Source organism: Rhizobium sp. 9140 (genome assembly GCF_900067135.1).
Lineage (GTDB): Bacteria > Pseudomonadota > Alphaproteobacteria > Rhizobiales > Rhizobiaceae > Ferranicluibacter.
This window is the reverse complement of the sequence record NZ_FJUR01000001.1, coordinates 1,790,764-1,816,688: the sequence shown is the minus strand read 5'-3', so window position 1 is coordinate 1,816,688 and position 25,925 is coordinate 1,790,764. Positions and strand designations below refer to the sequence as shown.

Genomic DNA, 25,925 nt, shown 5'->3' with positions numbered 1-25,925 from the left:
CAAGCGCGAGAGCGCGGTCAGGTGCGCTGGACGATCCCCTCGCCCACGAGCCCTTCCCGGCTTGGCGGGCCGGTGAAATCAAGATCGGGGCCGAGCGGCACGATGCCCGTCGGGTTGATGTGGGCGATGGAGTAATAGCCGCGCTTGATATGGTCGATCCGAACCGTCTCCGCGATGCCGGGCCATTGATAGATGTCGCGGAGATAGGCCTGAAGATGCGGGTAGTCGGCGATGCGGCGCAGGTTGCACTTGAAGGCGCCGTGATAGGCGGCATCGAAGCGCACCAGCGTCACGAACAGGCGGATATCGGCTTCCGTCAGGTGGCGGCCGGCGACATAGCGGTTTTGCGACAGATGCTCCTCAAGCGTATCGAGGGTCGCGAAGACGCCTGTGACAGCCTCCTCATAGGCGGCCTGCGTGCGGGCGAAGCCGGCGCGATAGACGCCGTTGTTCAGCGTGTCATAGATCAACGCGTTCCATCGATCGATGTCGGGGCGAAGGGGTTCGGGATAGAGATCGCCACGGTTCCCGGTCAACTCATCGAAGCCGCCGTTGAGGATGCGCAGGATGTCTGCCGACTCGTTGTTGACGATCCGGCCTTCGCGGATGTCCCAGAGCACGGGCACGGAGACCTTGCCGGTATAATGCGGATCGGACGCCGTGTAGAGTTCGTGCTGGTAGCGGATCAGACCGACGCGCGGCCCGGCATCGGCAGGCGGATCGTAGGTCCAGCCGTTTTCGCCGAGTTCGGGCTCCGAAATGGCGACGGGTATGATGTCGGTCAGGCCCTTGATGCTGCGCATCATCAGCGTGCGGGAGGCCCACGGGCAGATATAGGCGACGAACAGCTGGAAACGCCCGGCCTCGGCCTTCAAGGCCGGCTGACCCTCCGGTCCCGGGCTGCCGTCCGGCGTGATCCAGTTGCGAAAACTGGTCGGTTCGCGGTGGAAGGCGCCGGCCTTCATTTCGCCGGCGGCGACATCGCCTTTTTCCCAAACCCCATTCACGAGCTGCGGCATCGGCCGTCTCCTTGCACCTGATCTGCATCATGAGGTGCCACGGCGCACGCGGCCGGACAAGCCGGGCAGGACTGGACGGAGCGTTCACCGAATCGCCTGATCGCTCCGCCATTTTACATCAGCGGGGGAATTCCAGCCCCATCTCGCGGAAGCGCTCGGGGTCGTCGCCCCAGTTTTCGCGTACCTTGACGAAGAGGAAAAGGTGGACCGGCTGCTCCAGGATTTCGGAGATTTCCTTGCGCGCCGCCATGGAGATCGCCTTGATCGCGTCGCCATTCTTGCCGAGCGCGATCTTCTTCTGGCTGTCGCGCTCGACATAGATGACCTGCTCGATCCGCACCGAGCCGTCCTTCTTTTCCTCCCAGCCCTCGGTTTCCACATGCGAGGAATAGGGAAGTTCCTGATGGAGACGCAGGAACAGCTTTTCGCGGGTGATCTCGGCCGCCAGCTGGCGCATGGGCAGATCGGAGATCTGGTCTTCCGGGTAGTACCAGGGACCCTCCGGCAGCGCTGCCGCCAGATAGTCCATGACATCCTCGCAGCCGGAGCCGGTCAGCGCAGAAATCATGAAGGTGCGCTCGAAAGGAACCACCTCGTTGGCGGCGGACGCCAGCTGAAGCAGCACGTCGCGGGAGACCTGATCGATCTTGTTGAGCACGAGGATCTTCGGCTGGTGAACTTCCTTCAGACCCTCCAGAATCATCTGCGCATCGCCCTTGAGCCCGCGCTCGCTGTCGACCAGCAGCATGATGAAATCGGCGTCCTTCGCCCCGCCCCAGGCGGTGGTCACCATGGCCCGGTCGAGCCGGCGGCGCGGCTTGAAGATGCCGGGCGTATCCATGAACACGATCTGCGCGCGCTCGTGAATGGCGATGCCGCGCACGATCGCGCGCGTCGTCTGCACCTTGTGGCTGACGATCGACACCTTGGCGCCCACCAGCCGGTTGACGAGCGTCGACTTGCCCGCATTCGTCGCACCGATCATGGCGACGAAGCCGGAATGTGTCGGCCCGACATTCTCGGCGACATCCGTTGCGCCTTCGGTTTCGACTGCTGCGTCCTGTCCGGTCTCGGCAGGATCCGTGTGATCTTCGGTCATCATATCCGTCAATTCGTTGAGGGCCGGCGTGTCTGCCGGCGTGAGTATGAACCGCAATCGCTTCCGCGACCAGAGGTTTGAAACAGGTTCGTTGCGCGCCGGATCAGGCGCCCATGATCAGGGTCCGGAAGCGGCCCAGACCCCTTCCCGCTCCAGAATGCGGGTCGCGGCAGTCTGCTCAGCGGCCCGCTTGGAACGGTCCACGCCCGTCTCGGGCGCAACGCCGGGAATGATGACCGTCACCGTGAAGCGCGGATCGTGGTCGGGACCGGAGCGGTCGTCCACGCGATATTGCGGGGCGACGCCGAACTTCGCATGCGACCATTCCTGCAATTCGGTCTTGGCATCCCTGCGGGCACCGTCGGCGCGTGTCGCGCGGGCCTTCCAGTGCTTGAGCACGAAGCCGCGCGCGGCCTCCAGCCCGCCATCGAGATAGATGGCGGCGATCAGCGCTTCCACCACGTCGGCGCGGATGTTCAACACATGCTTGCCGGAAAGCTTCTTGACGTCGGCGCCGGCGCGGATGAAGCGATGAAGCTCGATGTCGTCGGAGATGGCGGCGCAGCTTTCCGCGCTGACCAGCTGGTTCAGCCGCACCGACAATTCGCCTTCGTTTGCTGTCTTAAACGTCTGGAACAGCAACTCCGCAACGCAGAGACCGAGCACGCGATCGCCAAGAAACTCCAGCCGCTCATAATCGGACCCGCCGGAATTGCGGGCGCTCGAATGGGTCAAAGCACGGTCGAGCCTGACCTTGTCGGTGAAGACATAGCCGAGCGTTTCTTCCAGGCGCTCGCGCTCCTGCGGCCCCAGATCGCGCGGCTTCATTACTTCAGAACCTTGAACAGTCGGTCGTAGCGCAGGTTTGCCGGCCACTTCCAGATCTCCAGGAAGGAGGTGTCGTGTCCGAGCGAGAAGAAGATGAGGCTGGCGCGACCGACGAGGTTTTCCGCCGGCACGTAACCGACGTCGAAACGGCTGTCGGCCGAGTTGTCGCGGTTGTCGCCCATCATGAAGTAATGACCTTCCGGCACCACGAACTCGCGGGTGTTGTCGCCGCGCGAATCCGGAAACTGGTCCAGCGTGTCGAAGCTGACGCCGTTGTCGAGCGTCTCGCGGAAGACCGGAACGTCGGCGCCGGTGTCGTACTGGTCGTCGGCCCGGAAGACCCCGTCCGGCGCGCGGGCGACTTCCTTGTCGTTGACATAGAGAATGGAGTTGCGCACCTGCACGCGGTCGCCCGGCAGGCCGATGACGCGCTTGATATAGTCGATCTCGGGATTGGGCGGGAAGCGGAAGACGGCGATATCGCCACGCTTCGGGTCACTGCCGAAAATACGGCCGCTGAAGAGGTCGGGCGAGCGCGGCAGCGAGTATTTCGAATAGCCATAGGCGAACTTGTTGACGAAGATATAATCGCCCACGAGCAGCGTCGGCATCATCGAGCCGGAGGGAATCGTGAAAGGCTGGAAGAGCACGGTGCGGATCACCAGGGCCAGAAGCAAGGCCTGGATAATGACCTTCACATTCTCCCAGAGGCCGCTGTCCTTCTTTGCGATTTGTTCTGCCACGCCCGTCTATCCTTGTTTGCCGCTGACCGGCGCTTGTTGTCGTTTGAATGCCGTTGGTCTGCAGGGGTCCATGGCGCTCGCATCGAGCTTGGCCCATCGGGCTCAAGCGACCTTGCGAACGCGCGCACCGTCAGGCGCCGCCAACCTCGACGTGGCCTTCCTCTAGCCGCTAACGTCTTCCGGAGCAACGGGCAGCGCCTCTATTATGACGAAGGCCTGCGCCAAAGGATCGTCGTCGGTGATCGTCAGGTGCACGACGGCGCGGTGGCCGTGCGGAAGCATGCTCGCCAAGCGATGGGCGGCGCCGCCGGTCAGCACCATCGTCGGCTTGCCGCCGGGCAGATTGACGACGCCCATGTCCTTCCACAAAACACCCTGCCCGATCCCGGTTCCCAAAGCCTTGGAACAGGCCTCTTTGGCCGCGAAACGCTTGGCATAGGACGCCGACCGGTTTTTTCGGCCTTCGGATTTCGCGATTTCCACCTCGGTAAAGCAGCGCTGGATGAAGCGCTCGCCGAAACGGTTGAGCGAATTGTCGATGCGGCGGATGTCGATGAGGTCGCTTCCAAGGCCGATGATCATGAAAACCTGATGAATCCAAAGAGTTGATGGACTACGCCGCTTGCGACGCCTTGAGCTTTTCGGCGAGACGCGACACGCGTCGGGACTGGAACAGCCGGGCCGCATAGAAGGAGCCGATATAGAAGACAACAGCGCTGCCGGCCGCCAGCGGCAGGCTGCCGAGCAAGAGGGGCTTCAGCACAGGACCCCAAAGCTCGGCGAGTTGCAGATGCGTCAGCATGTGCAGCATATCCTCGCCATCCAGCGGCGCGTGGGCGCCCGAGCCGAGGATCGCCGTGCCGATCTCGTAGCTGCTCGCGAGAATGACCGGAATCGTCAATGGGTTGGCGAGCGTCGTCGCAATGCCGGCGGCGATCAGGTTGCCGGAGAAAAGATAAGCGGCCGCAAGTGCTAGGAGAATATGGAAACCCACGAAGGGCGTTGCGGAGGATGCGGCCCCGGCTGCAACGCCCATGGCGATGGAATGGGGCGACGACGACAGGCGCAGGATGCGCAGGGCCAGATAACGAAGGCCGCGGGTAAACCCCTTGCGCGGCCAGACCAGCTCGCGGAGCCGGGCCGAAAACGATGCGGGCTGACGACGTTTGAATACCATAGTGCTGTGATAGACGATGCCTGTGTGGCCGTACAATGGCAAACCCGGGCAAAACAATGGTAAACCGGGGCAAACCCGGGCAATGCGAGGCAATCTCGACGCAGGTGCAGCATTTCAGCAGCACGGCAGCGGCACATCTTTCTCGACCGTAGCGTGGGGAGGCAGGCTGCAACGGACGGGTTGTTTTCGATGTGGACAGCTATCGACCCATGACGGGTATCGCGCTCAGGCAATGCGTGGATGATCCGAAGATCGCGGCGGACGCAGGCCCCGGAAAGGACACACCGCATGACAATCCGACCGCTCGTCGATATTTGTCCATCATGAACCGCCATCTCTTGAGCATTCCCCGGTCGAGCCGCCATCATGGCCGCATCCTGCCGGGAAAATTTCAGGACTTCTGGTAGGAACGAGCTCCAATGAGCTTGCGCAAGTCAGCCTTGCACGAAGCGCAAGGCTCGGATGTTTATTCGGCTTGAATGAACCTGGCTCAGAGGCCGTTGCGGAAGAGGCCGCGGTCGATCTGGCGCTGGCGGTATTCGAGGTCGATGCGATCGGACGAGCCGTTGAGGTAGCTCAGTTCGCGTTCGGCTGCCGACAGGGGGCGCAGGGCGCCGGTGAGCTTCTTGATCTGCTTGAACATTGGTAAACCTTTCTTCGTTTACCTCCCGAGCCAGAACATAAGCGTATCGTTGCCTTTGCACCAGCGCCGGGTTCGGCGGGCAGCCATGCTGTCGGCGCATACCGCGTTCAGCAGCAGCCTATCTTGCAGGCAGACCGCTCAGAGAAAGACCCGCTTCACGGTAGAGACGACCGGCAGTTCCTTCAGCTGCGTCAGCATATGGTTCAGCTGGCGCAGGTCCCAGACCTCGAGATCGAGCATCAACTCGCTGAAATCGGCGGCGATCGGCCCCATGGTGATGGCGCGGATGTTGATGTCGCCGGTGGCCAGCGACTGGGCGATATCAGCCAGCGTGCCCGGCTCGTTCAGCGCGTTGACCTGCACGCGGACCATGAAGCGGGTGTTGTTGGCCTGGTCGAGATCCCAGCGCACATCGATCCACCGCTCCGATTCGTCGTCGAACTGCTGCAGGCTCGGCGACTGGATCGGATAGATGGTGATCCCCTTGTCCTTCTCCATGATGCCGACGATGCGGTCGCCAGGCACGGCGCCGGACGCGCTGAAGTGAACGAAGGCATTGCCCGAGAGGCCACGGATCGGCAGGTCTTCCGGCCCGCCGGCATCGATCGCCGTCGCGCTGTCCTTGGAATGACCGGGGATCTTGAACGCCATGCCGGCGGCGGAGCGCATCGCGAACCAGCCGTCGTCCGTCGAGGGTTTTGGCGTGACGCGTTCGTCCTGGTGGTCGGGGTGCATGGCACGCAGCACGTCGAGGGAGGAAAGCTCGCCGCGGCCGACGGCGGCGATGGCGTCCTCGACCTCTTTCTGGCCGAGCCGGTGCAGGATCGGCTTCATTGCCTCGCGCGTAAACGGCTTGCCGGCGCGCTCGAACGTGCGCTCGAGGATGCGGAAGCCGAGACCCGAATATTGCTTGCGGATGGCCGCCTTGGTCGCACGGCGGATGGCGGCGCGGGCCTTGCCGGTGACGACGATCTCCTCCCAGGCCGCCGGAGGCACCTGTATGCCCGAACGGACGATCTCGACCTCGTCGCCATTGGCGAGCCGCGTGACCAGCGGCATGATCCGCCCGTTGATCTTTGCGCCGACGCAGGTATCGCCGATATTGGTGTGCACCGCATAGGCGAAATCGATCGGCGTCGCGCCACGCGGCAAGGCGATCAGCTGGCCCTTTGGCGTGAAACAGAAGACCTGATCCTGGAAAAGCTCGAGCTTGGTATGCTCCAGAAACTCTTCCGGATTGTCGCCTTCCGCCAGCGCCTCGATGGTGCGGCGCAGCCAGGAATAGGCGTTGGAAGTCGGCGACAGCTTGACGTCACCCTGCTGTGTCTCCGCGCCATCCTTGTAGAGCGTATGGGCCGCGATGCCGTATTCGGCGATCTCGTGCATGCGCCGCGTGCGGATCTGCAGCTCGATGCGCTGGCGCGACGGGCCGACGATGGTGGTGTGGATCGACTGGTAGTCGTTCTGCTTCGGCGTCGAGATATAATCCTTGAACCTGCCGGGAACGACGCGCCAGCGGGTGTGGACGATGCCGAGTGCGCGGTAACAGGCGGGAATGTCCTCGACGATTACCCGGAAGCCCCAGACATCGGACAGCTGCTCGAAGGACAGGGACTTGGACTGCATCTTGCGGAAGACGGAATAGGGCTTCTTCTGCCGCCCCTTGACGGCGATGCCGGTCAGGCCCTTGGCGGCGAGCAGATCGCCCAGCTCGTCCTCGATCTTCTTGATCAGCCCCTCGTTGCGCGCCGAAAGCTCGTCCAGCCGCTGCGTCACGGTTTCGAAGGCATCGGGATTGATGTGACGGAAGGAGAGGTTTTCCAGCTCCTCGCGCATATCGTGCATGCCCATGCGGCCGGCCAGCGGCGCATAGATCTCCATCGTCTCCTCGGAGATCCGGGCGCGCTTTTCCGCCGACATATGGTCGAGCGTGCGCATGTTGTGCAGCCGGTCGGCAAGCTTGACGAGGAGGACGCGCACGTCGTCGGAGATGGCCAGCAGCAGCTTTCGCAGGTTTTCCGCCTGCTTGGCCTTGCGGCTGACGAGATCGAGCTTCTTGATCTTGGTCAGGCCCTCGACCAGCGCCCCGATGTCCTCTCCGAAGAGATCATCGATCTCCGCCCGCGTCGCCGTCGTATCCTCGATGGTGTCGTGCAGCAGCGCGACCGCGATCGTCGCCTCGTCGAGGTGCATTTCGGTCAGGATAGCTGCGACTTCCAGCGGATGCGAAATATAGGGGTCGCCACTGGCGCGCTTCTGCTGACCATGCTTCTGCATGGCATAGACGTAGGCCTTGTTGAGCAATGCCTCGTTGACGTCGGGCTTGTATTTCTGAACCCGTTCGACGAGTTCATATTGGCGCATCATGCGTGTGCGGCTCCGCGGGGGCTGTGTATCTGCAGCATCACTCCTTTAATGGAAATCCATTTAAATCATGACGCAGCAGCAACTGAAAGCGCGTCCGGTGCAATCGGGCGCGATTCTTCCGGTATATCATGGCGCTACCGTCGATTTCCCACCATCGGAATCATAGATGCGCAAATTTTCCGCGCTTTATCGCCGCAGCGAAGCTCCGGCGTTGCGATGCAAAGGGACGCGGGAGCTGAAGGGCGGCCAAAACGACAAAGCGCCGGACGATGCCGGCGCTTCGAAGATCAAATGCTGATAGGGACGATCAGTAGTCGTCGCTCTTTTCCGGCGGAACGAGGCCCTCGATGCCGGCCAGCAGTTCTTCTTCCGTCATGCGGTCGAAGGTCACGGCTTCGGGTTGATCGTCGTCCTCGGAAGCGTCCGCGAAGTTTGCCGAGCTGCCCGTGATGGAGGCCGGATCCGCTTCGGGCTCATCGACCTCGACGTGCTTCTGCAGCGAGTGGATCAGATCTTCTTTAAGATCGCCGGGGGACAGGGTCTCGTCGGCGATCTCGCGCAGCGCCACGACCGGGTTCTTGTCGTTGTCGCGATCGATGGTGATCGCCGCGCCCTGGGAGATCAGGCGCGCACGGTGGCTGGCGAGGAGCACGAGCTCAAAGCGGTTATCGACCTTGTCGATGCAATCTTCGACCGTAACGCGGGCCATTGCGTATCCTTCGATGGTTCAAGCGCCGGGCGCGGCCAAAAGCTGCCTGCCTGCGCAGATATTGATGACGAGAGCGGCCGAGGCTGGCGCGGCTTTCCGGCTCTCAGGAACGGATTGGTTGCCGGATACAGCCATTGGCCTGAAAATTCAAGTTTTTCATGCGAGGGCGAGCGATAAAGGGTAAGCGTTGCCGATAGTATTGTTTCGAGACCTTATCGTGAAAATTGCAAAAGCCCGGTTGCAACATTAGATCTGTGTGAAAAGTGGACAGCTTACCACATATTTAGGAGTTCGTTTGTCATGTTGATGTGTGCATTGCCGATCGAGACTAGTGAGCCGGGAAAAATTGTGCTCGAACGACGTTTGTCTTCTATCGAACTTTTCTCTCGATCACTGGTGCGATAAGGACAGTCATCATGATCCCCCCGGTCTGCACTTGTTTCGCGTCTGATAACGGACAGAAAAAATTGCGCTCCTCGCCGGACTGAAGGAATGCCGATGTTCGATCCCCGCGAAAAAATAGCTCTCTTTATCGATGGCGCGAACCTGTACGCCGCGTCGAAAAGCCTCGGCTTCGACATTGATTATCGTAAGCTTTTGAAAGCTTTTCAGAAGCGGGGCTATCTGCTGCGCGCCTATTATTACACGGCGCTGATCGAGGATCAGGAGTACTCTTCGATCCGCCCTTTGATCGACTGGCTGGACTACAATGGCTACAAGGTCGTGACGAAGCCTGCCAAGGAATTTACTGATTCGCTCGGCCGTCGGAAAATTAAAGGCAATATGGACATCGAGCTTGCTATCGATGCCATGGAGCAGTCGGAAACCGTCGATCACCTCGTGATCTTTTCGGGCGACGGCGATTTCACCACGCTTGTGGAGGCGTTGCAGCGCAAGGGACGGAAAGTATCGGTGGTGTCCACCATGTCGACGCAGCCGCCGATGATCGCCGACGACCTGCGGCGCCAGGCAGATCATTTCATCGACCTTGTCAGTCTGAAGACTGAAATCGGACGCGATCCGTCCGAGCGGCAATCACGCGTTGTCGAGCCGGCGCATCAGGACGATCTGAACTGACGTCGTAACCCCGGATTGGCGCCCCGGCGCCGACCAACATCGCCTGCGCGCCTCAGCCGTCCTTCAGGAGACGACTCTTCTGGCGGTTCCAGTCGCGCTCTTTCTCGCTTTCCCGCTTGTCATGCAGCTTCTTGCCCTTGCCGAGTGCCAGCTCGAGCTTGGCGCGTCCCTGATCGTTGAAATAGATCTTCAGCGGGATCAGCGACATGCCCTCGCGGTTTACGGCCCCCTGCAGCCGGTTCACTTCGCGCTTGGACAGCAGAAGCTTGCGGCGGCGGCGCGGCTCGTGGTTGAAGCGGTTGGCCTGCAGATATTCCGGCAGATAGGAATTGATCAACCATATCTCACCGGCCTCGTCCGTCGCGTAGGATTCGGCGATATTGGCCTTGCCTTCGCGCAGCGACTTCACTTCGGTGCCGGTCAGCACAAGACCTGCCTCGTAAGTGTCGAGGATCTCGTAATTGTAGCGCGCCTTGCGGTTTTCGGCGACGATCTTGCGAACGGTGCGCTCGCTGCCCTTCGGGGCCATCAGTTCAGCAGCCCTGCATGGACGAGCGCTGCCTTGATCGCGCTTTCGGTTGCGGGCTCAAGCGACGACATCAGCGGCGAGCGGACGTGCCGGCTCATGCCACGCAGCCGGTTCAGCGCGAACTTCGATCCGCAGACGCCCGGCTCCATGAAGATGGCCTTGTGCAGTGGCATCAACTGGTCCTGATAGGCGAGTGCCTTGGCGAAATCGCCGGCAAGCGTCGCTTCCTGGAACGCGGCGCACAAACGCGGCGCGACATTGGCCGTGACGGAAATACAGCCGACGCCGCCATGAGCGTTGAAGCCGAGCGCCGTCGCGTCTTCGCCCGAAAGCTGGACGAAATCCGGACCACAGGTGATACGCTGTTCGGATACGCGCTCGATCTTGCCGGTCGCGTCCTTCACACCCAGGATCGACGGGTAGGCCTTGCGCAGTGCACCCATGGTTTCCGGCGACATATCGATGACCGACCGGCCGGGAATATTGTAGATGACGATCGGAAGCTTGACGGCCTCGGCGATCGCCGAAAAGTGGGCATAAAGCCCCTTCTGCGTCGGCTTGTTATAATAAGGTGTCACGACGAGGATACCGTCGGCGCCAGCCTTCTCCGCGTGCTGGGCAAGCTCGATCGCCTCGCGCGTATTGTTGGACCCGGCACCGGCGATGACGGGAACGCGACCACCGGCGGCCTCGATGCAGAGTTCGACGACGCGCTTGTGCTCGGCATGCGACAGAGTGGGGGATTCGCCCGTCGTTCCCACCGGAACGACACCGTGACTACCCTCGGAGATCACCCACTGGACGTGATCGACGAATGCGTCCTCATCCACGGCGCCGGCCGGTGTGAACGGGGTGACGAGAGCGGGAATGGATCCCTTGAACATGCACGACTCCTGACGGCGCGCGGGCACTGGAGACCCATGCTTCGGCCGTATTTCACGGTTAGAAAATTGCCGGCACCTTAATCGTCCCGATCTCCGGCGGCAAGCATTGACTGGCAGCGACGACGCAGAGCGGAACGGACGAGGCGGCCTGAGGGTTCAGGCGGTTCACGCTTATTTTTGAACACGAGACGATCACGGTTCAGGGCAATGTCAGGATCCAGGAACGGTTTAATCTTTCATTAGCGTCTCGCTTGCCAAATGCGATAGGCGAAATACGGTAGGCCGAATGCGGTAGGCCAAATGCGGTAGGATTGCCAAACGGCGGGTTGATCATAGGCGGGAAAGTCTTCATGCGTGGTGCCATCCATCGAACACTGATCGCCGCTTTGGGTGTTTCCACGCTCGGACTCGGCGTGCTCTTCGTCCCGAGTATCGCCGCACAGGCGGAGCCGGTCGGCGTCCCCCTCCCTCTTTCGCGCCCGCCCCTTTCGCAACCGCCCCTTTCGCAACCGCCCCGTTCGCACTCGACAGACGTGGCATCCGCGGCGGAAGCCTTCGTGCCCGTTCCCAAGGCGCCGGCCGCCTTCAGCGGCATGGCGGATGGCGGCATGACCGGCGCCATTCCGCGCAGCACCATCCCGGCCTCCGTTGCCGCCCTCAAGGACGGTTTGGACGCACTGTCGAATCGCGATCCCGTGCGCGCCATCGCGGTGCGCAACGCCATGGACGACGATACGCTCGACCGGCACATCCTCACCTGGGCCATCGCGCAATCGACGCAGAAGGGCATTCCGTCCTACGAAATCGCCCGCGCGCAGCAGGAACTGAAAGGCTGGCCGGGCCTCAGCGGGCTGCGCGCCAGCTCGGAACGCGCGCTCTACCGGGAGAACCCGGCGCCGAAGGATGTGCTCGCGGCCTTCGGCAGCACCACGCCCGAGACGTCGGAGGGCACGCTGATTCTCGCGCGGGCGCTGGTTGCGAAAGGCGACGCGCGGCAGGCGGCAACCCGGCTCCGTACGCTCTGGGCGACGAAAGCGCTGGACGCCGCGACGGAAACAGAGGTGCTTGCGGAATTTACAAGCCTGCTGACGACGGCAGACCATAAGCGCCGCATGGAAATGCTGCTATATCGCGGCCGTTTCGAGCAGGCGACGCGCTTCAGCGATCTCGGCAAGGCGCAGTCGCTCTATCGCGCCTGGATCGCCATGTCGAAGAAGGCTGCGAATGCGGATGCGCTGATCGCCGCCGTCGATCCGTCCTGGCGCAGCGATCCGGCCTTTCTGTTCGTGCGGATCGAGCAGTTGCGCAAGCAGGAGAAGTACGTCGCGGCCGCAAAGCTCCTGTCGCAACTGCCGAAAGACCCCGAACGCCTGATCGACACGGGAGAGTGGTGGGTCGAGCAGCGGATCATCAGCCGGGGGTTGGCGGATGCCGGAGATTTCCGCGGTGCCTACCGGGTTGCCGCTGCGCATGTGGCCACGGATGCCGCCGATGTGGTGGATGCGGAATTTCATGCCGGCTGGTATGCGCTGCGTGGTCTTCAGGACGGGCAAACGGCCGCCGCGCATTTCGAGCGCATTCTCAAGGCGTCCAATCGGCCGATCTCGGTGTCGCGCGCCTATTATTGGCTCGGCCGCGCTGCCGAGAAGGGTGGACCCGGACAGGCTAAGACCTATTATGCCAAGGCAGCCGCGCTTTCGGGTACATTCTATGGACAGCTGGCCAGCGCAAAGCTCGGTCGCAAGACGCTGAACGTCACCTATCCCAGCCCTACGGCGGACGACCGCACGCGGTTCGAAAGCCGCGAAGCCGTTCGCGCGATTGGCCGACTTGAAGCGGCCGGTCACGGATGGCGGGCGGACGGGCTCTATCTGGCGCTGGCCGACAACCTGACCAGTCCGGGTGAGCTCGCGATTCTTTCTGCGCGGTCGGAGAAGACACGGACGCATAGCCTCGCACTTCAGGTCGGCAAGCTGGCCTTCGGTCGCGGAATCGATGTGGCGGCCCTCGCCTTTCCCTTGGGCGTCATTCCGGGCACGGCGAATATTTCGGGTTCCGGCAAGGCGCTCGCCTATGCCATCGCGCGGCAGGAAAGTGCCTTCAATCCGGCTGCTGTGTCGCCGGCCAATGCGCGCGGCCTGCTGCAGATCCTGCCGACGACGGCAAAGCTTGTCGCGAGCCGCCATGGCATCCCCTATTCCAAGGAGCGTCTGACGACGGATGCCGGGTATAATGCAACGCTCGGCGCGCATTATCTCGGCGAGCAGATCAATGATTTCGGCGGCTCCTACATCCTGACGTTCATTGCCTATAATGCAGGCCCTCGCCGCGTGCCGGAATGGATCGGCCGCTATGGCGATCCGCGCGGAAAATCGATCGATGAGGTGGTGGACTGGATCGAGCGCATTCCTTTCGCCGAGACGCGCAACTACGTGCAGCGAGTGATGGAGAACTACCAGGTCTATAAATCGCGACTCGGACAAAGTGCCGATATCGTCGAGGATCTGCGGATGGGGCGGCAGTCGTCCTAATCAGGCCGATTCCGCTTTCTTCCTTTCGTCTTCGTCCCCTCTATAAAGAAGAGAGAATCGAGACGGCGGAGCAACACGAACTTCCGCGAATGGAGGGGATATGGACAGGCACGGCATCGTCGAGCATTTCATCCGGGTTCGTGATGGCCTGACGCTGTTTGCGGGGGAGTATCCTGCCGCTCATCGTGCAGGGGATGGCGACGATCCCCTGCCCGTCGTCTGCCTCCCCGGACTCAGCCGCAACTCCCGCGACTTCCATGGCTTTGCGCAGGCCATCTCGAACGATCGGGAAAAGCCGCGGCGGGTGATCGCGGTCGATTATCGCGGGCGTGGACGATCCGACTGGGACCCGGACCCGAGCCGCTACCAGCTCTCGGTCGAGGCGGGCGATGTTCTGGAGATCTGCAGCGCGCTCGACATCGATGCCGCCATCTTCGTTGGGACATCCCGTGGCGGCTTGATCCTCCACCTTCTGCCCGGAATGGCGCCCGGACTTTCACGCGCCAACATTCTCAACGATATCGGTCCCGTCATCGAGATCGGCGGGCTGCTGGCCATCGCCCGCTATCTGAATGACGAAGGCCGCTACGCATCATGGCGTGCCGCGGCCATGGAGTTGAAGATGCTGCACGGACCAGCCTTTCCCGCCCTTCAAACGTCGGATTGGGACGAGATGGCGCAAAGCCTCTATCGCGAGACGAACGGCGTCATCATACCCGACTTCGACCCTGCGCTCGTCGCACCGCTCCTCGAACTCTCGGCGGAAACGCCCCTCACCGACCTTTGGCCCCTTTTCGATCACCTTCGGGAGCAGCCGCTCATGGTGATCCGCGGTGAGACGTCGTCGCTGTTGTCGCAGAAGACGGTTTCGGACATGGCCCGGCGCCATCCCGGACTGCATTCGTTGACCGTGCCCGGCCAGGGTCACGCTCCCCTCCTCCACCTCACCGGCGTTATCGAGCCGATCAGGGACTTTCTCGCGACACAGGCTTGAGTGACGCGGCATAATCTGCGCCCGCGTCGGTTTCCGTCGTGCATCGTCTCGTCCGAAAACGAAAAACCCGGCATTGCTGCCGGGTTTTCCATCAATGACCGTGAGGTCAAGTGATATTAGAAGTCGCGCTGAAGGCGAACGAAGCCAGTCCACTGGTCGTCGGATACGAGCGCGTCAGCTGCGTCGCCGTCGAACTTCGTGTAGTTGACGGTTGCCAGCGTGCGCAGGCCTTCCGTAACCTGGTAGCCAGCCGTCAGGCCAACCTTCCAAGCGTCGAGATCGTTGTTGAAGTCGCTGCCGGTACGAACGTTGCCGAAGTACTGAGCGGCCGGGGTGATCGTCAGCTTGTCGGTTGCCTTTACAGCGTATTCAGCTGCAACGGTCCATTCAGCGCGGTCGTAGTAGTAGTTCGGGTTCGTGGCGTACTGGCCAGCGATGCCGAACGTGCCCGGGCCGATTTCAGCCGTAGCAAGCAGGCGGAACGCAGCTTCTTCGACGTCGACGTCGTAGGAAGCGAGACCGTAAACGTTGAAGCCGCCGATCGTTGCGCCGAGCTTACCGGTTACGCCAACGTCGTTGTTGCTGTCGCGGTCGGTGAAGTAGGTGTTCTCAACTTCTTCAACCGATACGCTGGCCATGAAAGAGCCGGCGTCATATGTGTAACGAGCCGAGTTCTGCAGAGCGCCGAACGAAGAGTCGAGCGAGTCGGTTTCGCCAGAGAGACCATCGTCCCAGTAGCTGTAGAAGTAACCGACGTCGAAACCAGCGATGTTGATCCATGCGCCGTCAAGGAATACGTCGCTTTCGGTATCAGCCTGAAGGTTGATGTAGGACGACAGCGTGCCGTATTCCGTGTCGTTCTTGGCAGCGAACGTCAGGTAGCCACGCGAGTAGCCATCATAGTCGCCACGGCCGTTTGCGCCGTAGGAATTTTCGTTGAAGCGAACTTCGGTACGAACGTAGCCGCCGATCTTGAGGCAGGTTTCCGTGCCCGGGATGTAGAAGTAGCCGGTGCCGAAAGCGTCGCAAACGCGAACGTATTCCATTGCTTCCGGTTCAGCAGCGACGATAGCGTCGGCAGCGTGTGCGCCGGATACTGCTGCGAGAGCGGCAGCGGAGCCGAGAAGAAGGCTCTTAATGTTCATTTCTGACCTCCAGTCAAAAGTTTAAAACGGGTCTGGGTATTTTGCTGAAGGACAGCGTTCCCTGCCCCATCCCCAACACTTCAGAAGTTGGCGATCAACCGCCCGTGCTTCTGGATTTGAAAATACCTGACCCGGCCGATGGCGCAATCACCAACTTGCTATCCCGCCTCCTTTCGTCCGCCCTTCCGCATGTCCTGTTGCTGAAACGACACAAAATGGCCATCCAGGCTCCAAAGTCTTAACGAGAGCTTAAGAAAATCGTTTGTTGCGAAGTGCTTAGCGGAGCGGAGGCTTGCGCGAAACTGGTGTTTAAGGTGTCAAAACAGGGGCCAGGTGGGTCGCAAGGCCTTCCCGCCGTCACCATCCGCCGCCTGCTTGCCCTGGCACCGTGCCATTCGACCGGGGCCGACAACCGGTTGCCGCGCATGATTCCCTAGAGAGAATCGATGTCGGGAGGTCCGGACCCCCGACAGTGCGAGAGCAAGGCGTTCCAACTTTCGGCCGGCGCGGACGGTGCCGCAGGGCCGCACACGGCGCCGACGGCCTCAAAGCCCTGCTGGCCGGACGTTTGGTAAGTTTGGACTCATTTTTGACTGGAGGTCAGAAATGAACATTAAGAGCCTTCTTCTCGGCTCCGCTGCCGCTCTCGCAGCAGTATCCGGCGCACACGCTGCCGACGCTATCGTCGCTGCTGAACCGGAAGCAATGGAATACGTTCGCGTTTGCGACGCTTTCGGCAAGGGTTACTTCTACATCCCGGGCACGGAAACCTGCCTCAAGATCGGCGGCTACGTTCGTACGCAGATCGCTTACGATGAAGACTACACGCAAGCCGGGGCCGACTGGAACCCGCTGACGCGCGGCTACCTGACGTTCGAAGCCAAGAGCGACACGGAATTCGGTGCGCTGACCGGCTACATCAACCTCGAGACCAATGACGACGGCGACACGCACCTCGATGGCGCATGGATCAGCATCGCTGGCTTCGACGTCGGTTATCTGTACAACTGGTGGGACGATGGCCTCTCCGGGGAAACGGACGACATCGGTTCCGACAACACGCTCTCGAACGAAGCGCGCTACACCTATGACACCGGTGCATTCCAGGTCGGTGCTGCGGTTACCGAGCTTCGTGGCGGTGGCCTTGTCGATCCGGGTACGAACGACGACGTCGGCGCTTCTGGCCTCGTTGGCTTTACCGTGGGCGGCGTGACCGGCCAGTTCATCGGCTCCTACGATTTTGATGCCGAAGAGTCGGCCTTCCGCGGCATCCTTACCGCTGATGTTGGTCCGGGCAAGCTCGGCTTTGCTGCCGTCTATTCGACGGATCCGAACTACTTCTACAGCACGTCCGAATGGGCTGTTGCAGCAGAGTACAAGATCAAGGCAACCGAGAAGCTCTTCATCACCCCGGCTGCTCAGTACTATGGCGACTACGGCTTCGTAAACGGCAAGGACGCCTGGAAGGTCGGCGTTACCGCTGGATACCAGATCACGGATGGCCTGCGCACGCTCGCTACCGTCAACTACAAGGACGTCGACCGCGAAGACGAAAAGTGGACCGGCTTCCTCCGTCTGCAGCGCGACTTCTAAGTCACGCACCCGCGACGTCGTCAGACCTTCCTACTCGAAGGTCTGACATCAAAATCATAAAGCCTGCAGTTCTCGCGAACTGCGGGCCTTGTGGTTTTGGAATTTTGAAAATAAGTATGCCCTGTATTAGGCATATTTTATAAATTTATGCAGATGCTGTGGCGCTGCATAAGCTCCCGAACACGTGAAGTGGCAACGCTTCTCCGCCCGCAAGGTCTGCATCGCGTCGCGATGCCGTCATCGCCGGGCTGCGTCCATCGTCCTGCCCGGCCCTCACACGGTCGAGCAGAAGGAACCTGCATAGGCGCCCTCGCCGGGTGCATCATTGGAGACGGCATTCATGGATATGAACGGCAAACCCTTCGTAGCGGAGTCTTATGGCGCCGGCTCGTTTTCCGGGCTCTCCTACACGCTGCGCGCGGGGGGCGACTTCGAACCGCCGGCCACGCATACGCTCGTCACGCTTCTCGATCGCTATGGCGACACGCTCTGGGAGGGCGGGAAGCACAAGGCCAATGTCGTCGCCTTCATCCACGATCTCTACGACATGATGCCCGAAAAGGAATTCAGCGGCTTCTCCCAGGACATGCTCGACCGTCTGGTGAACGCGCTGCGCAAGCGCGGCAACAGCAACGCCACGATCAACCGCAAAATGTCGGCGCTGAGCAAGCTTCTGCGCAAGGCGCACAAGATCGGCGACATCCATGTGCTGCCGGATTTCACCCGTCAGAAGGAGCGCGCGGGGCGCGTCCGGTTTCTGGAGCATGACGAAGAGGTCAGGCTTTTCGCAGCGATCGCTGCGCGCAACGAGCTGTATCAGCGGCTCTGCATCTTCCTGGTCGACAGCGGAGCGCGTCTTGGCGAGGCACTCGGTCTTCGCTGGAACGACCTGCAGGGCTCCATGGCCACCTTCTGGATCACCAAATCCGGGCGCAGCCGCTCCGTTCCCCTGACGACGCGGGCGCGCAAAGCCATCGGCCATGCCACGGCCCGCGGTCTCGGGCCGTTCTCGGGCATCGACCAGCAGCAGTTCCGCACGGTGTGGAAGGCAGCGAAACAGGATGCCGGTTTTCTCGACGATCCAGATCTCGTGCCGCATGTGCTTCGCCACACCTGCGCCTCACGGCTGGTGCGCGGCGGCATCGATATCCGTCGCGTCCAGATGTGGCTCGGCCACCAGACGCTGCAGATGACGATGCGTTACGCCCACCTCGCCTCTCACGACCTCGATCTTTGCGTCCCCGTGCTGGAGCGCGCCAGTCAGAAAGCCTCCATGTCCACAAGGACAAACCGGATGCCGCAACAGGCGCAATCGGAACAGGCTTGCTAAATCCATGCAGCCTTGTCCGACGGCCATCGAGCATTGTGCCTGGAGGAGAACTTCCCCTCCACGCCAATCTTTTTCCCTTCGGAAAGGAACGCACGTCCTTCGCTTTGCCCTACGCCACCATAGGCGACAGTCGGTTTTCGCGTGACGCCCTATGAGGCCGAATCATGCGGGATCTCGTCCGTCACCACGTCGAAGCGCACCAGCGTGGCGGGTCCGAAGGCGGTTGAGAGCGCGACGTCCGTCGCATCGCGTCCGGTCGCCATCAGGATACGGCCGATGCGGGGCTTGTTGTGGCGGGCGTCGGCCGTATGCCAGTGACCGCCGAGATAGACCTCGAACCAGGCGCTGAAATCCATGGGATTGACGTCCACCGGCACGCCAATATCGCCGAGATAGCCCGTGCAGTAGCGAGCCGGGATATTCATGGCGCGGCAGAGGGTGATGGCGAGATGGGCGAAATCGCGGCAAACGCCGGTCTGATCGGTGAAGCCGCCAAAGGCCGACCGCGTTGAATCGGCCCGCTGATAATCGAACCGGATGCGGTTGTGCGTAAAATCCATGATCGCCGCCACACGCGGCCAGCCCAGGGGCACATGAGAGAACGTCTGCCAGGCGAAGTTCGAGAGGCGGTCGGTGTCGCAATAGCGGCTGCCGAGCAGGTACACGAGCACGTCATCGGGCAAATCCTTGATCGAATGCTGCACGGCATCATACGGAATGATATCGGGTTGACCGGTGTCGTAGATCTCGAACTCGGTCGAGAGCGTGGTTATTCCAGCCGGTGCGACGATCCGGCTGCAAGCGTTACCAAAGCCATCGACATATTCCCAGGCCTCGATCGGCCGGTCGAACTGCAAAACCTGATCCGTCAGCAGATCCACGCGCCTGGAAGGATGAATGTTGAGCACCAGCAACATGGCGGTGTCCTGCTGGCATTCATAGCTGATGTGGAAACCGGCTTTGATCTTCAAATGCTCTATCCTTCGTTGGGAGGTGACGGGAGGGTCATTCTGGACAGGAAATGGTTTAGGATGCCGATTGTTTCGAGCGCTCGCGTTCCGGCGTCTCGCTCTCTGCGGCTTGCGGAACGCCGGCTTGCGCGTGGAGCGCGCTGGCGGATGTGTCGCCGGCCGCCATCGGCGCCTCGCTGACCACATTGACCTGCACGGTCATGCTGTCGAAGTCGCCTTTCTTGCCGTCATAGCTCCCCGAAAGCGGCACCGCCTGCCGGGGCGTGCGGGCCACGCCGACGCGGATCAAATCACGGTTGCCGACGATGCCGTTGGTCGGATCGAATTCCACCCACCCTGCCCCCGGCAGATAGACCTGGCACCACGCGTGGGTCGATCCACCGCCCAGCGTGCGCTGCCCATCCCGGCTCGGCACGTAGATATAGCCGGTGACGAACCGTGCCGCGAGGCCGAGCGAGCGGGCGGCTTCCATCATCAACAGCGCGAAATCGCGGCAGGTGCCCTTGCGAAGACGCAGTGTTTCCAAAGGCTGCTGGGTGCCGTGCTCCTGCCGTCGAGCGTAAACGAAGCCCTCGCGGATCGCATAGCAAAGGGTCATCAACAGATGCCCGGTCTCCGTCGGCCGACCGACCCGCACGAACTGGCGCGCCCATTTGCCGACCTGATCGTCCGGATCGGGACAATGTCGCTTCATCGTCCGCTCGAGGTCGAAGGCCTCCTCCGGATCGTAGGAGAATGGATAGGTTCGCGCCTCCTCGTCGATCACGAAATCGATCGGCACATGCGGCGTGTGTTCGAGCCTGATCAGTGTCTCGAAGGTGAGTTCGCGCGCCGGCTTTTCAAAGCCGACCAGAGCCACGCAGTTGCCGAAGACATCATGAACCCAGCGAACGTAGCTCGGCTCCGGAGACACATGCAAAGATGCTTCCAGAAGCGTCTGATCGAAACTGTCGCGCGGTCGAAACATCAGCCGGTGCTCACCGAAGGCAACCGGCCGCTTGTATCGATAGGACGTCTTGTGGTGAACCGAGAAGAGAACCATTAGCCGACGTTAGCACCTCGCCCGCCGTTCGTCGCCGGGAAAGCTTGCGACAATCGTGATTTTGCAGGGCTGCCCGAGCCATTCGATCGGCCTTGCAGCATCCATGTGAACCGCGCGAAAAACGCTCAGATCGCGGTTACTGATCGAAGAACCGCATCCATGGGTTGTCCAGCGTCTTCAGCCTGTCGCCGAGCGCAGACACCTTGCGACGAATCACGACCTCGTATTCGCCCGCCGGCATACCCTCATAAACGACATCGGGAACGATGATCGTGACGCTGCCGTATTTTCGGGCCTTGCGATGCCGCGTCGCGACGCGATCGACAAGCTCTATCGCCCCGGCCTCAATGGCATCCGGGAGAAGGCGGGGCTGTTTCATCACGATCATCCTTTCGCCCCATATGTGGCGCCAGCCGCACAAACGATCAAGGGGTGGCAGGTTCAACCATGACCCTGAGGCCGTCGAGCCAAGGCCGAAGAGCAAGCGCCCTGCTGGACGTACCAGCACTGGACGCATAACGTGAACCCATCTGCTTCAAACAGAGACCTTGATATCGATATGCTTCTGAATGATCTCAACAGCTTCAGCTTGTCGCCATCCGCCGCGATCTGCACATGCATCCCGAGGTCGGCTTCAATGTCGAGAGAACGGCAGCCGTGGTGGCGCAGGAATTGTCGAGGCTCGGGATCGAGCATGTGACGGGTGTAGGGCGAACCGGCGTGGTCGGTTCCATCAAGGGGGGAGCACCCGGCCCGACCTTCCTGATTCGCGCCGACATGGCAAGGGCCAGCTTCTCGCCGTAACCGACCTCAAGGCGACCGACACGCATGAGGTGACGGTGAAGCTGAGCGCGGGCAATGCGGCTTTCCCCGCGAGGTTGGTGGAATATCACATGGGCAGATTTCGACAAGCGGGTCAGCACCGGCGCTTTCGTTCTCGAAGACTTCCAGCCCGGCGTTCGCGCGCTGATCACATAACTGGTGGCTAGTGCTCAGTTCGACTGGGTGACAGAAGTCTTGAAGGGCCTATCATGATTACTCACTGCCCCAGCTTCTTACTATATTTCCCACAAGAACGTTCCTGATGTAAGTGAGGAACATATAAGGGCATATCTATCGAAAGCTGGGAAGTTCTCAACGTATCCGTGTTTTGGAAGACATTTTTTCTTATCTATTTCGGGAATGGCTGTTTGGCCTGCCAGTTATGCCGGTGATGTAATTTGTGCCGCCTTACACCGACTATAATGCCGTTTGACGTAAATATTTACTTATAATTCGCTTCCGGAACTTTTCTCGCTTAATTTTAGAAGATTTACGGAAAACTTTTTGCTTGACTGCGCCGCCGCCTTGGCCTTCCCAACGGCCCGCTAGATGGAACATGTAGTACCTCTTTTATCGCTTCAATGTCCGCAGCGGTAAAGAGGATATCACATCTCTCACTATGCAGAGCCCGCGCTGCTTACTTTCTGACGATAACCCAATCTTTCTGCGAGCGTTCTATATTTAATTTCTTGTTTACTTTCATATTGAAACTTACAGTCCCACCGTATAGCACGTCATCATACCGAGTCTTTTCTACCTTCGTGCCGATGTAATTACAGACGATAATGTCTCGACTAGCGGCTTCATCATTACAAGCGATATCGTCAATTTTAACACCCCGTTGCGCCAACTCCAACATTATCCAAGATTTCGTGGGACGCACCAGTTTCAGCTCTAGGTTAGCTGTCTTTGTATCAAGAGCTAACTTAATAGGTAAGTAGGTCGACTCTCCACCTTCAACAATTTTCTCAAGCACTCCAGCCTTTCTGTTCTCAAAATTCCTCAGCTTCAAATCGTCGCTGTAATAATCTGTTCTTTTGAAATATGCGTCCCACTGGAATTTTTATAGACATTCAGGTTAAGGAGACATATTTTTACTTCTAGACGCGTAAATTCCATCCGAACTTTCCACAGAGGAATTTCTGAAATCAAATAACACCGTGTACCTGCATAAGAGCTTTTCATCTTCGTCTGTACACTTGGCATCCTTCACGGATACATCATTAAAATCTTTAATAGTGGTAGTAGGCATGGCAGTCAGGCCTGTTTTAATGCTATCCTCTATAATATTTATTGCTGACGCCATCTGAGCACGACTGTAACGCGACGGCCGCAATGAGCATAGCAAAACGATACTTCATCTAGAATCTCCTATAAAATAGGTATTTCTAAAAAAATATCATGCCGCGCGCGGAGCCAACGGAACGCGCCAGAGCGCTCTTTGCGCTGCTGGGATTGCCGGACCCGGCGCACTTCGGCGACCGCTATCCGTATCAGGCCTCCGGCGGGCAGCTGCAGCGCGCCATGACCGCGATGGCGCTCTGCCCGAACCCGGAACTGATCGTCTTCGACGAGCCGACGACGGCGCTCGACGTGACGACGCAGATCGACGTCCTCGCGGCCATCAAGCACGCGATCTCGAAGACCGGCACCGCCGCCCTCTACATCTCGCACGATCTGGCCGTCGTCGCGCAGGTCGCCGACGAGATCCTCGTGCTGCGGAACGGCCGGATGGTCGAGCACGGTCCCGTCGAGCAGATCTTTCGTGCACCTGAGGAAGACTACACCAAGCGCCTCGTTTCGCTGCGCCGGAGCGACAAGCCGTCGCAGGCTCGCGGCGACGATGTGCTCCTCCGGGTCTCCGGCATAGAGGCGGGATATACGAAGGGCGTCTCCATCCTCGACGATGTCAACCTCGACCTCGTGCGTAGCGAAACGCTGGCCGTGGTCGGCGAGTCCGGATCGGGGAAATCGACGCTCGCGTGCGTGATCACCGGACTTCTTCCCGCAGGGTCGGGGCAATTGCAGTTCGACGGCGCGGTGCTGGCGCCGGTGCTTGCCGCACGGAATGCCGAGACCCACCGCAACATCCAGATCGTCAACCAGATCCCCGACCTCGCGCTTAATCCGCGCCAGACGGTCGAGGCGATCCTGTCGCGGCCCCTCGCCTTCTATTTCGGGCTCAAGGGGCCGGCTTTAAGACAGCGCGTCGCAACGCTACTCGACCAGATCGAGCTGCCGTCCACCCTCCGCGACCGGTATCCCGCCGAGCTTTCCGGCGGCCAGAAGCAGCGCGTCTGTATCGCCCGCGCGCTGACGGCCGACCCAAAACTCATCATCTGCGACGAGCCGACATCGGCGCTCGATCCGCTGGTGGCAGACGGCATTCTCGACCTACTGATGCGCTTGCAAAGGGAGGCCGGAACCTCCTATCTGTTCATAACGCATGATCTTTCGATCGTGCGGTCCATCGCCGACAGCGTCGTTGTGATGCTCGGCGGCAAGGTGGTGCGCAGCGGTGGGAAAGCCGATGTGCTCGCACCGCCATTCGATCCCTATACGGAAAGGCTGATCGCATCGGTCCCCGAAATGCGCCCCGGCTGGCTCGACGATGCCATCGCAGGACGCAACCGATCCGAAGTAGGCAAACCGTGACGCGGGACGTGAAGCAGAGGAATGATCGCATGACGAAGCAAGGGCTGATTCTCGATGGTGGTACGGGCCGCGAACTCGAGCGCATCGGCGCGCCGTTCCGGCAGCCGGAATGGTCCGCGCTCGCGCTGATGGAAGCGCCAGACACTGTGCGGACGGTGCACGACAACTACATTGCGGCCGGTGCCGACGTCATCACCACCAACAGCTATGCCGTGGTCCCCTTTCATATCGGCGACGCGCGTTTCGAAGCGGATGGCGCCATGCTGGCTGCCCGTGCCGGCCGTCTGGCGCGTGACGCGGCGGACGCCAGCCGTGATCGCAAGATCCTCGTTGCCGGCTCCCTTCCGCCCGTCTTCGGCTCCTACCAGCCGGACCGCTTCAACCCCGCCCTTGCCGGCCGCTACCTCGACGTGCTCGTGCAGGGCATGGCGCCGTCGGTCGATCTGTGGCTTGCCGAAACGCAAAGCAGTCTGGCCGAAGCCCGCGCCGCGCATCAGGCGACGAAGGAGACAGGCAAGCCGCTCTGGCTGTCGTTCACGCTCCGTGACGATATCCCGGTCTCGCAGATGCCCGAGCCGCTTCTCCGCTCCAACGAGACGGTCAAGGCCGCAGCCGAACTGGCGGCGTCCGTCGGTGCGGAGGCCATGCTGTTCAATTGCAGCATGCCCGAGGTCATGGAAGCGGCCATTGCGGCGGCCCGCTCGACGTTCGAAGGCCTGGGCGTCGATATCCCGGTCGGTGTCTATGCCAATGCGTTCCCCTCCCAGCAGGACGACGAGGAGGCCAACGCCACGCTGACCGAAGTTCGCGAGGATCTCGGTCCCGCCGCTTACGGCGAATGGGCAAAGCGGTGGGCGGCATCGGGTGCCAGCATTATCGGTGGCTGCTGCGGAATCGGAGCGGACCATATCCACAGACTGTCGACGGATTACCGCTGCTTTTGACGCCAAACAGGCTTTGCAACAGGAGCGAATATGCTCGTTCCTGTTGATACCTATCCGACACAGCCAACGCCCGGAAAGCGATCCAACACCAATGGCCCGTAAGAACAGAGATGAGGTGTCTGCATGGGACATCGAAGCCTTGCCGCCCGTACTGTGTCCGATCTGCGAGCGAATCATCCCGGATGATCAAACGGACGCGCATCATCTCGTCCCGAAGAGCAAAGGCGGCAAGAAAACCGTCGTCCTGCACCGGATCTGCCACGATCAGATCCATGCGACCTTCACGACTTCCCAACTCGCAAAGACGTTCTCAACGATCGACGCCATCCTCGGGGACCCTGCCATGCAGAAATTCGTCGCATGGATCAAAGGCAAGCACCCGGGTTTTTCCGACACGGCCAAGCCATCCCGGCAAGCAGCGGGTTCCGGTCGAGGGCGCAGATAGTCAGAACGTGGGCCTCAGACGCCTGTGAATGACCGAATCGGTCGGCTGGTTCTGAGACGGTCAGGCTATGGCGGCAGGGAGCACGTGCGCCGAGCTCTGGACGCCGAGGAACCGATACGCGTTGATCGGCGTGTCACGTAAAAGATTGACCGAGAACCGGCTTAAGGTTTTTCGGGATTCGGCGCTGACGCCAACACTTCCAAAAAATACAATGAGATGAATGAAAACAGTGGCGGAGAAGATGGCCGCCGCGTCATTATCCCGCGTGACTTACACGAAAACTATCCGCTGCTTTCATTGCGTTTTTTCAGATCTCATGCGCCTAATGCGTCTCAAATGACCCTTGTGACAAGGGGTGATATTGGTACGGAGATTAGG

General features: G+C 60.7%; 24 protein-coding genes and 2 pseudogenes. 10 read left to right on the top strand and 16 right to left on the bottom strand.

All coding sequences use genetic code 11. The features are described 5' to 3' along the window. Positions 1-17: 17 nt before the first annotated feature. The 6 genes from GA0004734_RS08520 to GA0004734_RS08495 all read right to left on the bottom strand — a co-directional run bounded on the left by GA0004734_RS08520 (position 18) and on the right by GA0004734_RS08495 (position 4,866). Positions 18-1,019, bottom strand: a complete 1,002-nt coding sequence (locus tag GA0004734_RS08520; RefSeq protein ID WP_092932909.1) for a glutathione S-transferase family protein — start codon at positions 1,017-1,019, stop codon at positions 18-20. 118 nt (positions 1,020-1,137) lie between these two features. Next, complete coding sequence (gene era, locus GA0004734_RS08515) at positions 1,138-2,118, bottom strand: GTPase Era (protein ID WP_092936078.1); 981 nt, start codon at positions 2,116-2,118, stop codon at positions 1,138-1,140. A gap of 117 nt (positions 2,119-2,235) precedes the next feature. Continuing rightward, on the bottom strand, positions 2,236-2,946 hold the full coding sequence (rnc, locus tag GA0004734_RS08510) for a ribonuclease III (RefSeq protein ID WP_092932907.1): 711 nt from the start codon (positions 2,944-2,946) through the stop codon (positions 2,236-2,238). After that, entirely contained in the window at positions 2,946-3,689 is a 744-nt protein-coding gene (gene lepB, locus GA0004734_RS08505; protein ID WP_092932905.1) for a signal peptidase I, read from the bottom strand. Before lepB ends, rnc begins: the two co-directional genes overlap by 1 nt. A gap of 162 nt (positions 3,690-3,851) precedes the next feature. Further along, positions 3,852-4,271: a holo-ACP synthase gene (gene acpS / locus GA0004734_RS08500; protein ID WP_092932904.1), complete on the bottom strand. Its 420-nt coding sequence runs from the start codon at positions 4,269-4,271 to the stop codon at positions 3,852-3,854. 31 nt (positions 4,272-4,302) lie between these two features. After that, entirely contained in the window at positions 4,303-4,866 is a 564-nt protein-coding gene (locus tag GA0004734_RS08495; protein WP_092932902.1) for a DUF2062 domain-containing protein, read from the bottom strand. Positions 4,867-5,075: 209 nt separating this feature from the next. Here GA0004734_RS08495 and GA0004734_RS08490 point away from each other — a divergent pair, with 209 nt between their 5' ends. Next, positions 5,076-5,273: a hypothetical protein gene (locus GA0004734_RS08490; RefSeq protein WP_092932900.1), complete on the top strand. Its 198-nt coding sequence runs from the start codon at positions 5,076-5,078 to the stop codon at positions 5,271-5,273. Positions 5,274-5,356: 83 nt separating this feature from the next. On the opposite strand, the gene GA0004734_RS08485 is transcribed toward GA0004734_RS08490, so the two are convergent. The 3 genes from GA0004734_RS08485 to rpoZ form a co-directional block, all read right to left on the bottom strand. Further along, positions 5,357-5,509, bottom strand: a complete 153-nt coding sequence (locus GA0004734_RS08485; protein ID WP_092932898.1) for a DUF3563 domain-containing protein — start codon at positions 5,507-5,509, stop codon at positions 5,357-5,359. A gap of 138 nt (positions 5,510-5,647) precedes the next feature. Further along, complete coding sequence (locus tag GA0004734_RS08480; RefSeq protein ID WP_092932897.1) at positions 5,648-7,876, bottom strand: RelA/SpoT family protein; 2,229 nt, start codon at positions 7,874-7,876, stop codon at positions 5,648-5,650. Positions 7,877-8,183: 307 nt separating this feature from the next. Beyond that, positions 8,184-8,585, bottom strand: a complete 402-nt coding sequence (rpoZ, locus tag GA0004734_RS08475; RefSeq protein ID WP_092932895.1) for a DNA-directed RNA polymerase subunit omega — start codon at positions 8,583-8,585, stop codon at positions 8,184-8,186. 498 nt (positions 8,586-9,083) lie between these two features. On the opposite strand from rpoZ, the gene GA0004734_RS08470 reads away from it, so the two are divergent. Continuing rightward, positions 9,084-9,662, top strand: coding sequence for a LabA-like NYN domain-containing protein (locus GA0004734_RS08470; RefSeq protein WP_092936076.1), 579 nt, complete (start codon positions 9,084-9,086; stop codon positions 9,660-9,662). Between the two features lie 52 nt (positions 9,663-9,714). On the opposite strand, the gene smpB is transcribed toward GA0004734_RS08470, so the two are convergent. Both smpB and dapA read right to left on the bottom strand, forming a co-directional pair. Beyond that, the gene (gene smpB, locus GA0004734_RS08465; protein WP_092932893.1) at positions 9,715-10,191 is read right to left on the bottom strand and encodes an SsrA-binding protein SmpB; all 477 of its coding nucleotides are present in this window, start codon (positions 10,189-10,191) and stop codon (positions 9,715-9,717) included. Further along, on the bottom strand, positions 10,191-11,075 hold the full coding sequence (gene dapA, locus GA0004734_RS08460; RefSeq protein ID WP_092932891.1) for a 4-hydroxy-tetrahydrodipicolinate synthase: 885 nt from the start codon (positions 11,073-11,075) through the stop codon (positions 10,191-10,193). Before dapA ends, smpB begins: the two co-directional genes overlap by 1 nt. A 350-nt stretch (positions 11,076-11,425) precedes the next feature. Here dapA and GA0004734_RS08455 point away from each other — a divergent pair, with 350 nt between their 5' ends. Further along, positions 11,426-13,606 (top strand): lytic transglycosylase domain-containing protein, encoded by a 2,181-nt coding sequence (locus GA0004734_RS08455; protein ID WP_092932889.1) that lies wholly within the window; start codon positions 11,426-11,428, stop codon positions 13,604-13,606. A 100-nt stretch (positions 13,607-13,706) separates the two neighbouring features. Further along, on the top strand, positions 13,707-14,600 hold the full coding sequence (locus GA0004734_RS08450) for an alpha/beta fold hydrolase (protein ID WP_092932887.1): 894 nt from the start codon (positions 13,707-13,709) through the stop codon (positions 14,598-14,600). A gap of 116 nt (positions 14,601-14,716) precedes the next feature. Here GA0004734_RS08450 and GA0004734_RS08445 read toward each other — a convergent pair whose 3' ends face one another. After that, positions 14,717-15,745, bottom strand: coding sequence for a porin (locus GA0004734_RS08445; protein ID WP_092932885.1), 1,029 nt, complete (start codon positions 15,743-15,745; stop codon positions 14,717-14,719). A 606-nt stretch (positions 15,746-16,351) separates the two neighbouring features. Here GA0004734_RS08445 and GA0004734_RS08440 point away from each other — a divergent pair. Together GA0004734_RS08440 and GA0004734_RS08435 are read left to right on the top strand one after the other, a co-directional pair. Beyond that, complete coding sequence (locus GA0004734_RS08440) at positions 16,352-17,338, top strand: porin (RefSeq protein ID WP_092932884.1); 987 nt, start codon at positions 16,352-16,354, stop codon at positions 17,336-17,338. A 340-nt stretch (positions 17,339-17,678) separates the two neighbouring features. Further along, on the top strand, positions 17,679-18,668 hold the full coding sequence (locus GA0004734_RS08435; RefSeq protein ID WP_092932882.1) for a tyrosine-type recombinase/integrase: 990 nt from the start codon (positions 17,679-17,681) through the stop codon (positions 18,666-18,668). Positions 18,669-18,817: 149 nt separating this feature from the next. On the opposite strand, the gene GA0004734_RS08430 is transcribed toward GA0004734_RS08435, so the two are convergent. The 3 genes and pseudogenes from GA0004734_RS08430 to GA0004734_RS08420 all read right to left on the bottom strand — a co-directional run bounded on the left by GA0004734_RS08430 (position 18,818) and on the right by GA0004734_RS08420 (position 21,060). Beyond that, positions 18,818-19,639 (bottom strand): transglutaminase-like domain-containing protein, encoded by an 822-nt coding sequence (locus GA0004734_RS08430; protein WP_092932881.1) that lies wholly within the window; start codon positions 19,637-19,639, stop codon positions 18,818-18,820. A 175-nt stretch (positions 19,640-19,814) separates the two neighbouring features. Beyond that, a pseudogene (locus tag GA0004734_RS08425) lies at positions 19,815-20,681 on the bottom strand (transglutaminase family protein); the annotation flags it as partial. Positions 20,682-20,817: 136 nt separating this feature from the next. After that, a complete protein-coding gene (locus tag GA0004734_RS08420; protein ID WP_139056254.1) occupies positions 20,818-21,060 on the bottom strand; it encodes a hypothetical protein in 243 nt (80 codons plus the stop codon). Between the two features lie 236 nt (positions 21,061-21,296). Here GA0004734_RS08420 and GA0004734_RS25910 point away from each other — a divergent pair, with 236 nt between their 5' ends. Beyond that, the gene (locus GA0004734_RS25910) at positions 21,297-21,485 is read left to right on the top strand and encodes a hypothetical protein (RefSeq protein ID WP_175386264.1); all 189 of its coding nucleotides are present in this window, start codon (positions 21,297-21,299) and stop codon (positions 21,483-21,485) included. A gap of 655 nt (positions 21,486-22,140) precedes the next feature. Here GA0004734_RS25910 and GA0004734_RS08410 read toward each other — a convergent pair. Next, complete coding sequence (locus GA0004734_RS08410) at positions 22,141-22,479, bottom strand: hypothetical protein (protein ID WP_139056253.1); 339 nt, start codon at positions 22,477-22,479, stop codon at positions 22,141-22,143. Positions 22,480-22,901: 422 nt separating this feature from the next. Between GA0004734_RS08410 and GA0004734_RS08405 the strand changes: the two are divergent. From GA0004734_RS08405 to GA0004734_RS08395, 3 genes and pseudogenes are all read left to right on the top strand, one after another. Beyond that, a pseudogene (locus tag GA0004734_RS08405) lies at positions 22,902-24,158 on the top strand (ABC transporter ATP-binding protein); the annotation flags it as partial. Positions 24,159-24,187: 29 nt separating this feature from the next. Next, positions 24,188-25,102: a homocysteine S-methyltransferase family protein gene (locus GA0004734_RS08400; RefSeq protein ID WP_092932872.1), complete on the top strand. Its 915-nt coding sequence runs from the start codon at positions 24,188-24,190 to the stop codon at positions 25,100-25,102. Between the two features lie 91 nt (positions 25,103-25,193). Beyond that, a complete protein-coding gene (locus GA0004734_RS08395; protein ID WP_092932870.1) occupies positions 25,194-25,547 on the top strand; it encodes an HNH endonuclease in 354 nt (117 codons plus the stop codon). The last annotated feature ends 378 nt before the right edge of the window (positions 25,548-25,925 follow it).

Bases quoted from the DNA above. Each gene is read 5' to 3' on its own strand.
- era (WP_092936078.1), bottom strand. From the start codon at position 2,118: ATGACCGAAGATCACACGGATCCTGCCGAGACCGGACAGGACGCAGCA.
- GA0004734_RS08395 (WP_092932870.1), top strand. From the start codon at position 25,194: ATGGCCCGTAAGAACAGAGATGAGGTGTCTGCATGGGACATCGAAGCC.
- GA0004734_RS08470 (WP_092936076.1), top strand. From the start codon at position 9,084: ATGTTCGATCCCCGCGAAAAAATAGCTCTCTTTATCGATGGCGCGAAC.
- dapA (WP_092932891.1), bottom strand. From the start codon at position 11,075: ATGTTCAAGGGATCCATTCCCGCTCTCGTCACCCCGTTCACACCGGCC.
- GA0004734_RS08490 (WP_092932900.1), top strand. From the start codon at position 5,076: ATGACGGGTATCGCGCTCAGGCAATGCGTGGATGATCCGAAGATCGCG.
- smpB (WP_092932893.1), bottom strand. From the start codon at position 10,191: ATGGCCCCGAAGGGCAGCGAGCGCACCGTTCGCAAGATCGTCGCCGAA.
- rpoZ (WP_092932895.1), bottom strand. From the start codon at position 8,585: ATGGCCCGCGTTACGGTCGAAGATTGCATCGACAAGGTCGATAACCGC.
- GA0004734_RS25910 (WP_175386264.1), top strand. From the start codon at position 21,297: ATGCATCCCGAGGTCGGCTTCAATGTCGAGAGAACGGCAGCCGTGGTG.
- GA0004734_RS08420 (WP_139056254.1), bottom strand. From the start codon at position 21,060: ATGAAACAGCCCCGCCTTCTCCCGGATGCCATTGAGGCCGGGGCGATA.
- rnc (WP_092932907.1), bottom strand. From the start codon at position 2,946: ATGAAGCCGCGCGATCTGGGGCCGCAGGAGCGCGAGCGCCTGGAAGAA.
- GA0004734_RS08445 (WP_092932885.1), bottom strand. From the start codon at position 15,745: ATGAACATTAAGAGCCTTCTTCTCGGCTCCGCTGCCGCTCTCGCAGCA.
- GA0004734_RS08400 (WP_092932872.1), top strand. From the start codon at position 24,188: ATGACGAAGCAAGGGCTGATTCTCGATGGTGGTACGGGCCGCGAACTC.
- GA0004734_RS08440 (WP_092932884.1), top strand. From the start codon at position 16,352: ATGAACATTAAGAGCCTTCTTCTCGGCTCCGCTGCCGCTCTCGCAGCA.
- GA0004734_RS08455 (WP_092932889.1), top strand. From the start codon at position 11,426: ATGCGTGGTGCCATCCATCGAACACTGATCGCCGCTTTGGGTGTTTCC.
- GA0004734_RS08480 (WP_092932897.1), bottom strand. From the start codon at position 7,876: ATGATGCGCCAATATGAACTCGTCGAACGGGTTCAGAAATACAAGCCC.
- acpS (WP_092932904.1), bottom strand. From the start codon at position 4,271: ATGATCATCGGCCTTGGAAGCGACCTCATCGACATCCGCCGCATCGAC.
- GA0004734_RS08450 (WP_092932887.1), top strand. From the start codon at position 13,707: ATGGACAGGCACGGCATCGTCGAGCATTTCATCCGGGTTCGTGATGGC.
- GA0004734_RS08485 (WP_092932898.1), bottom strand. From the start codon at position 5,509: ATGTTCAAGCAGATCAAGAAGCTCACCGGCGCCCTGCGCCCCCTGTCG.
- GA0004734_RS08435 (WP_092932882.1), top strand. From the start codon at position 17,679: ATGGATATGAACGGCAAACCCTTCGTAGCGGAGTCTTATGGCGCCGGC.
- GA0004734_RS08520 (WP_092932909.1), bottom strand. From the start codon at position 1,019: ATGCCGCAGCTCGTGAATGGGGTTTGGGAAAAAGGCGATGTCGCCGCC.
- GA0004734_RS08495 (WP_092932902.1), bottom strand. From the start codon at position 4,866: ATGGTATTCAAACGTCGTCAGCCCGCATCGTTTTCGGCCCGGCTCCGC.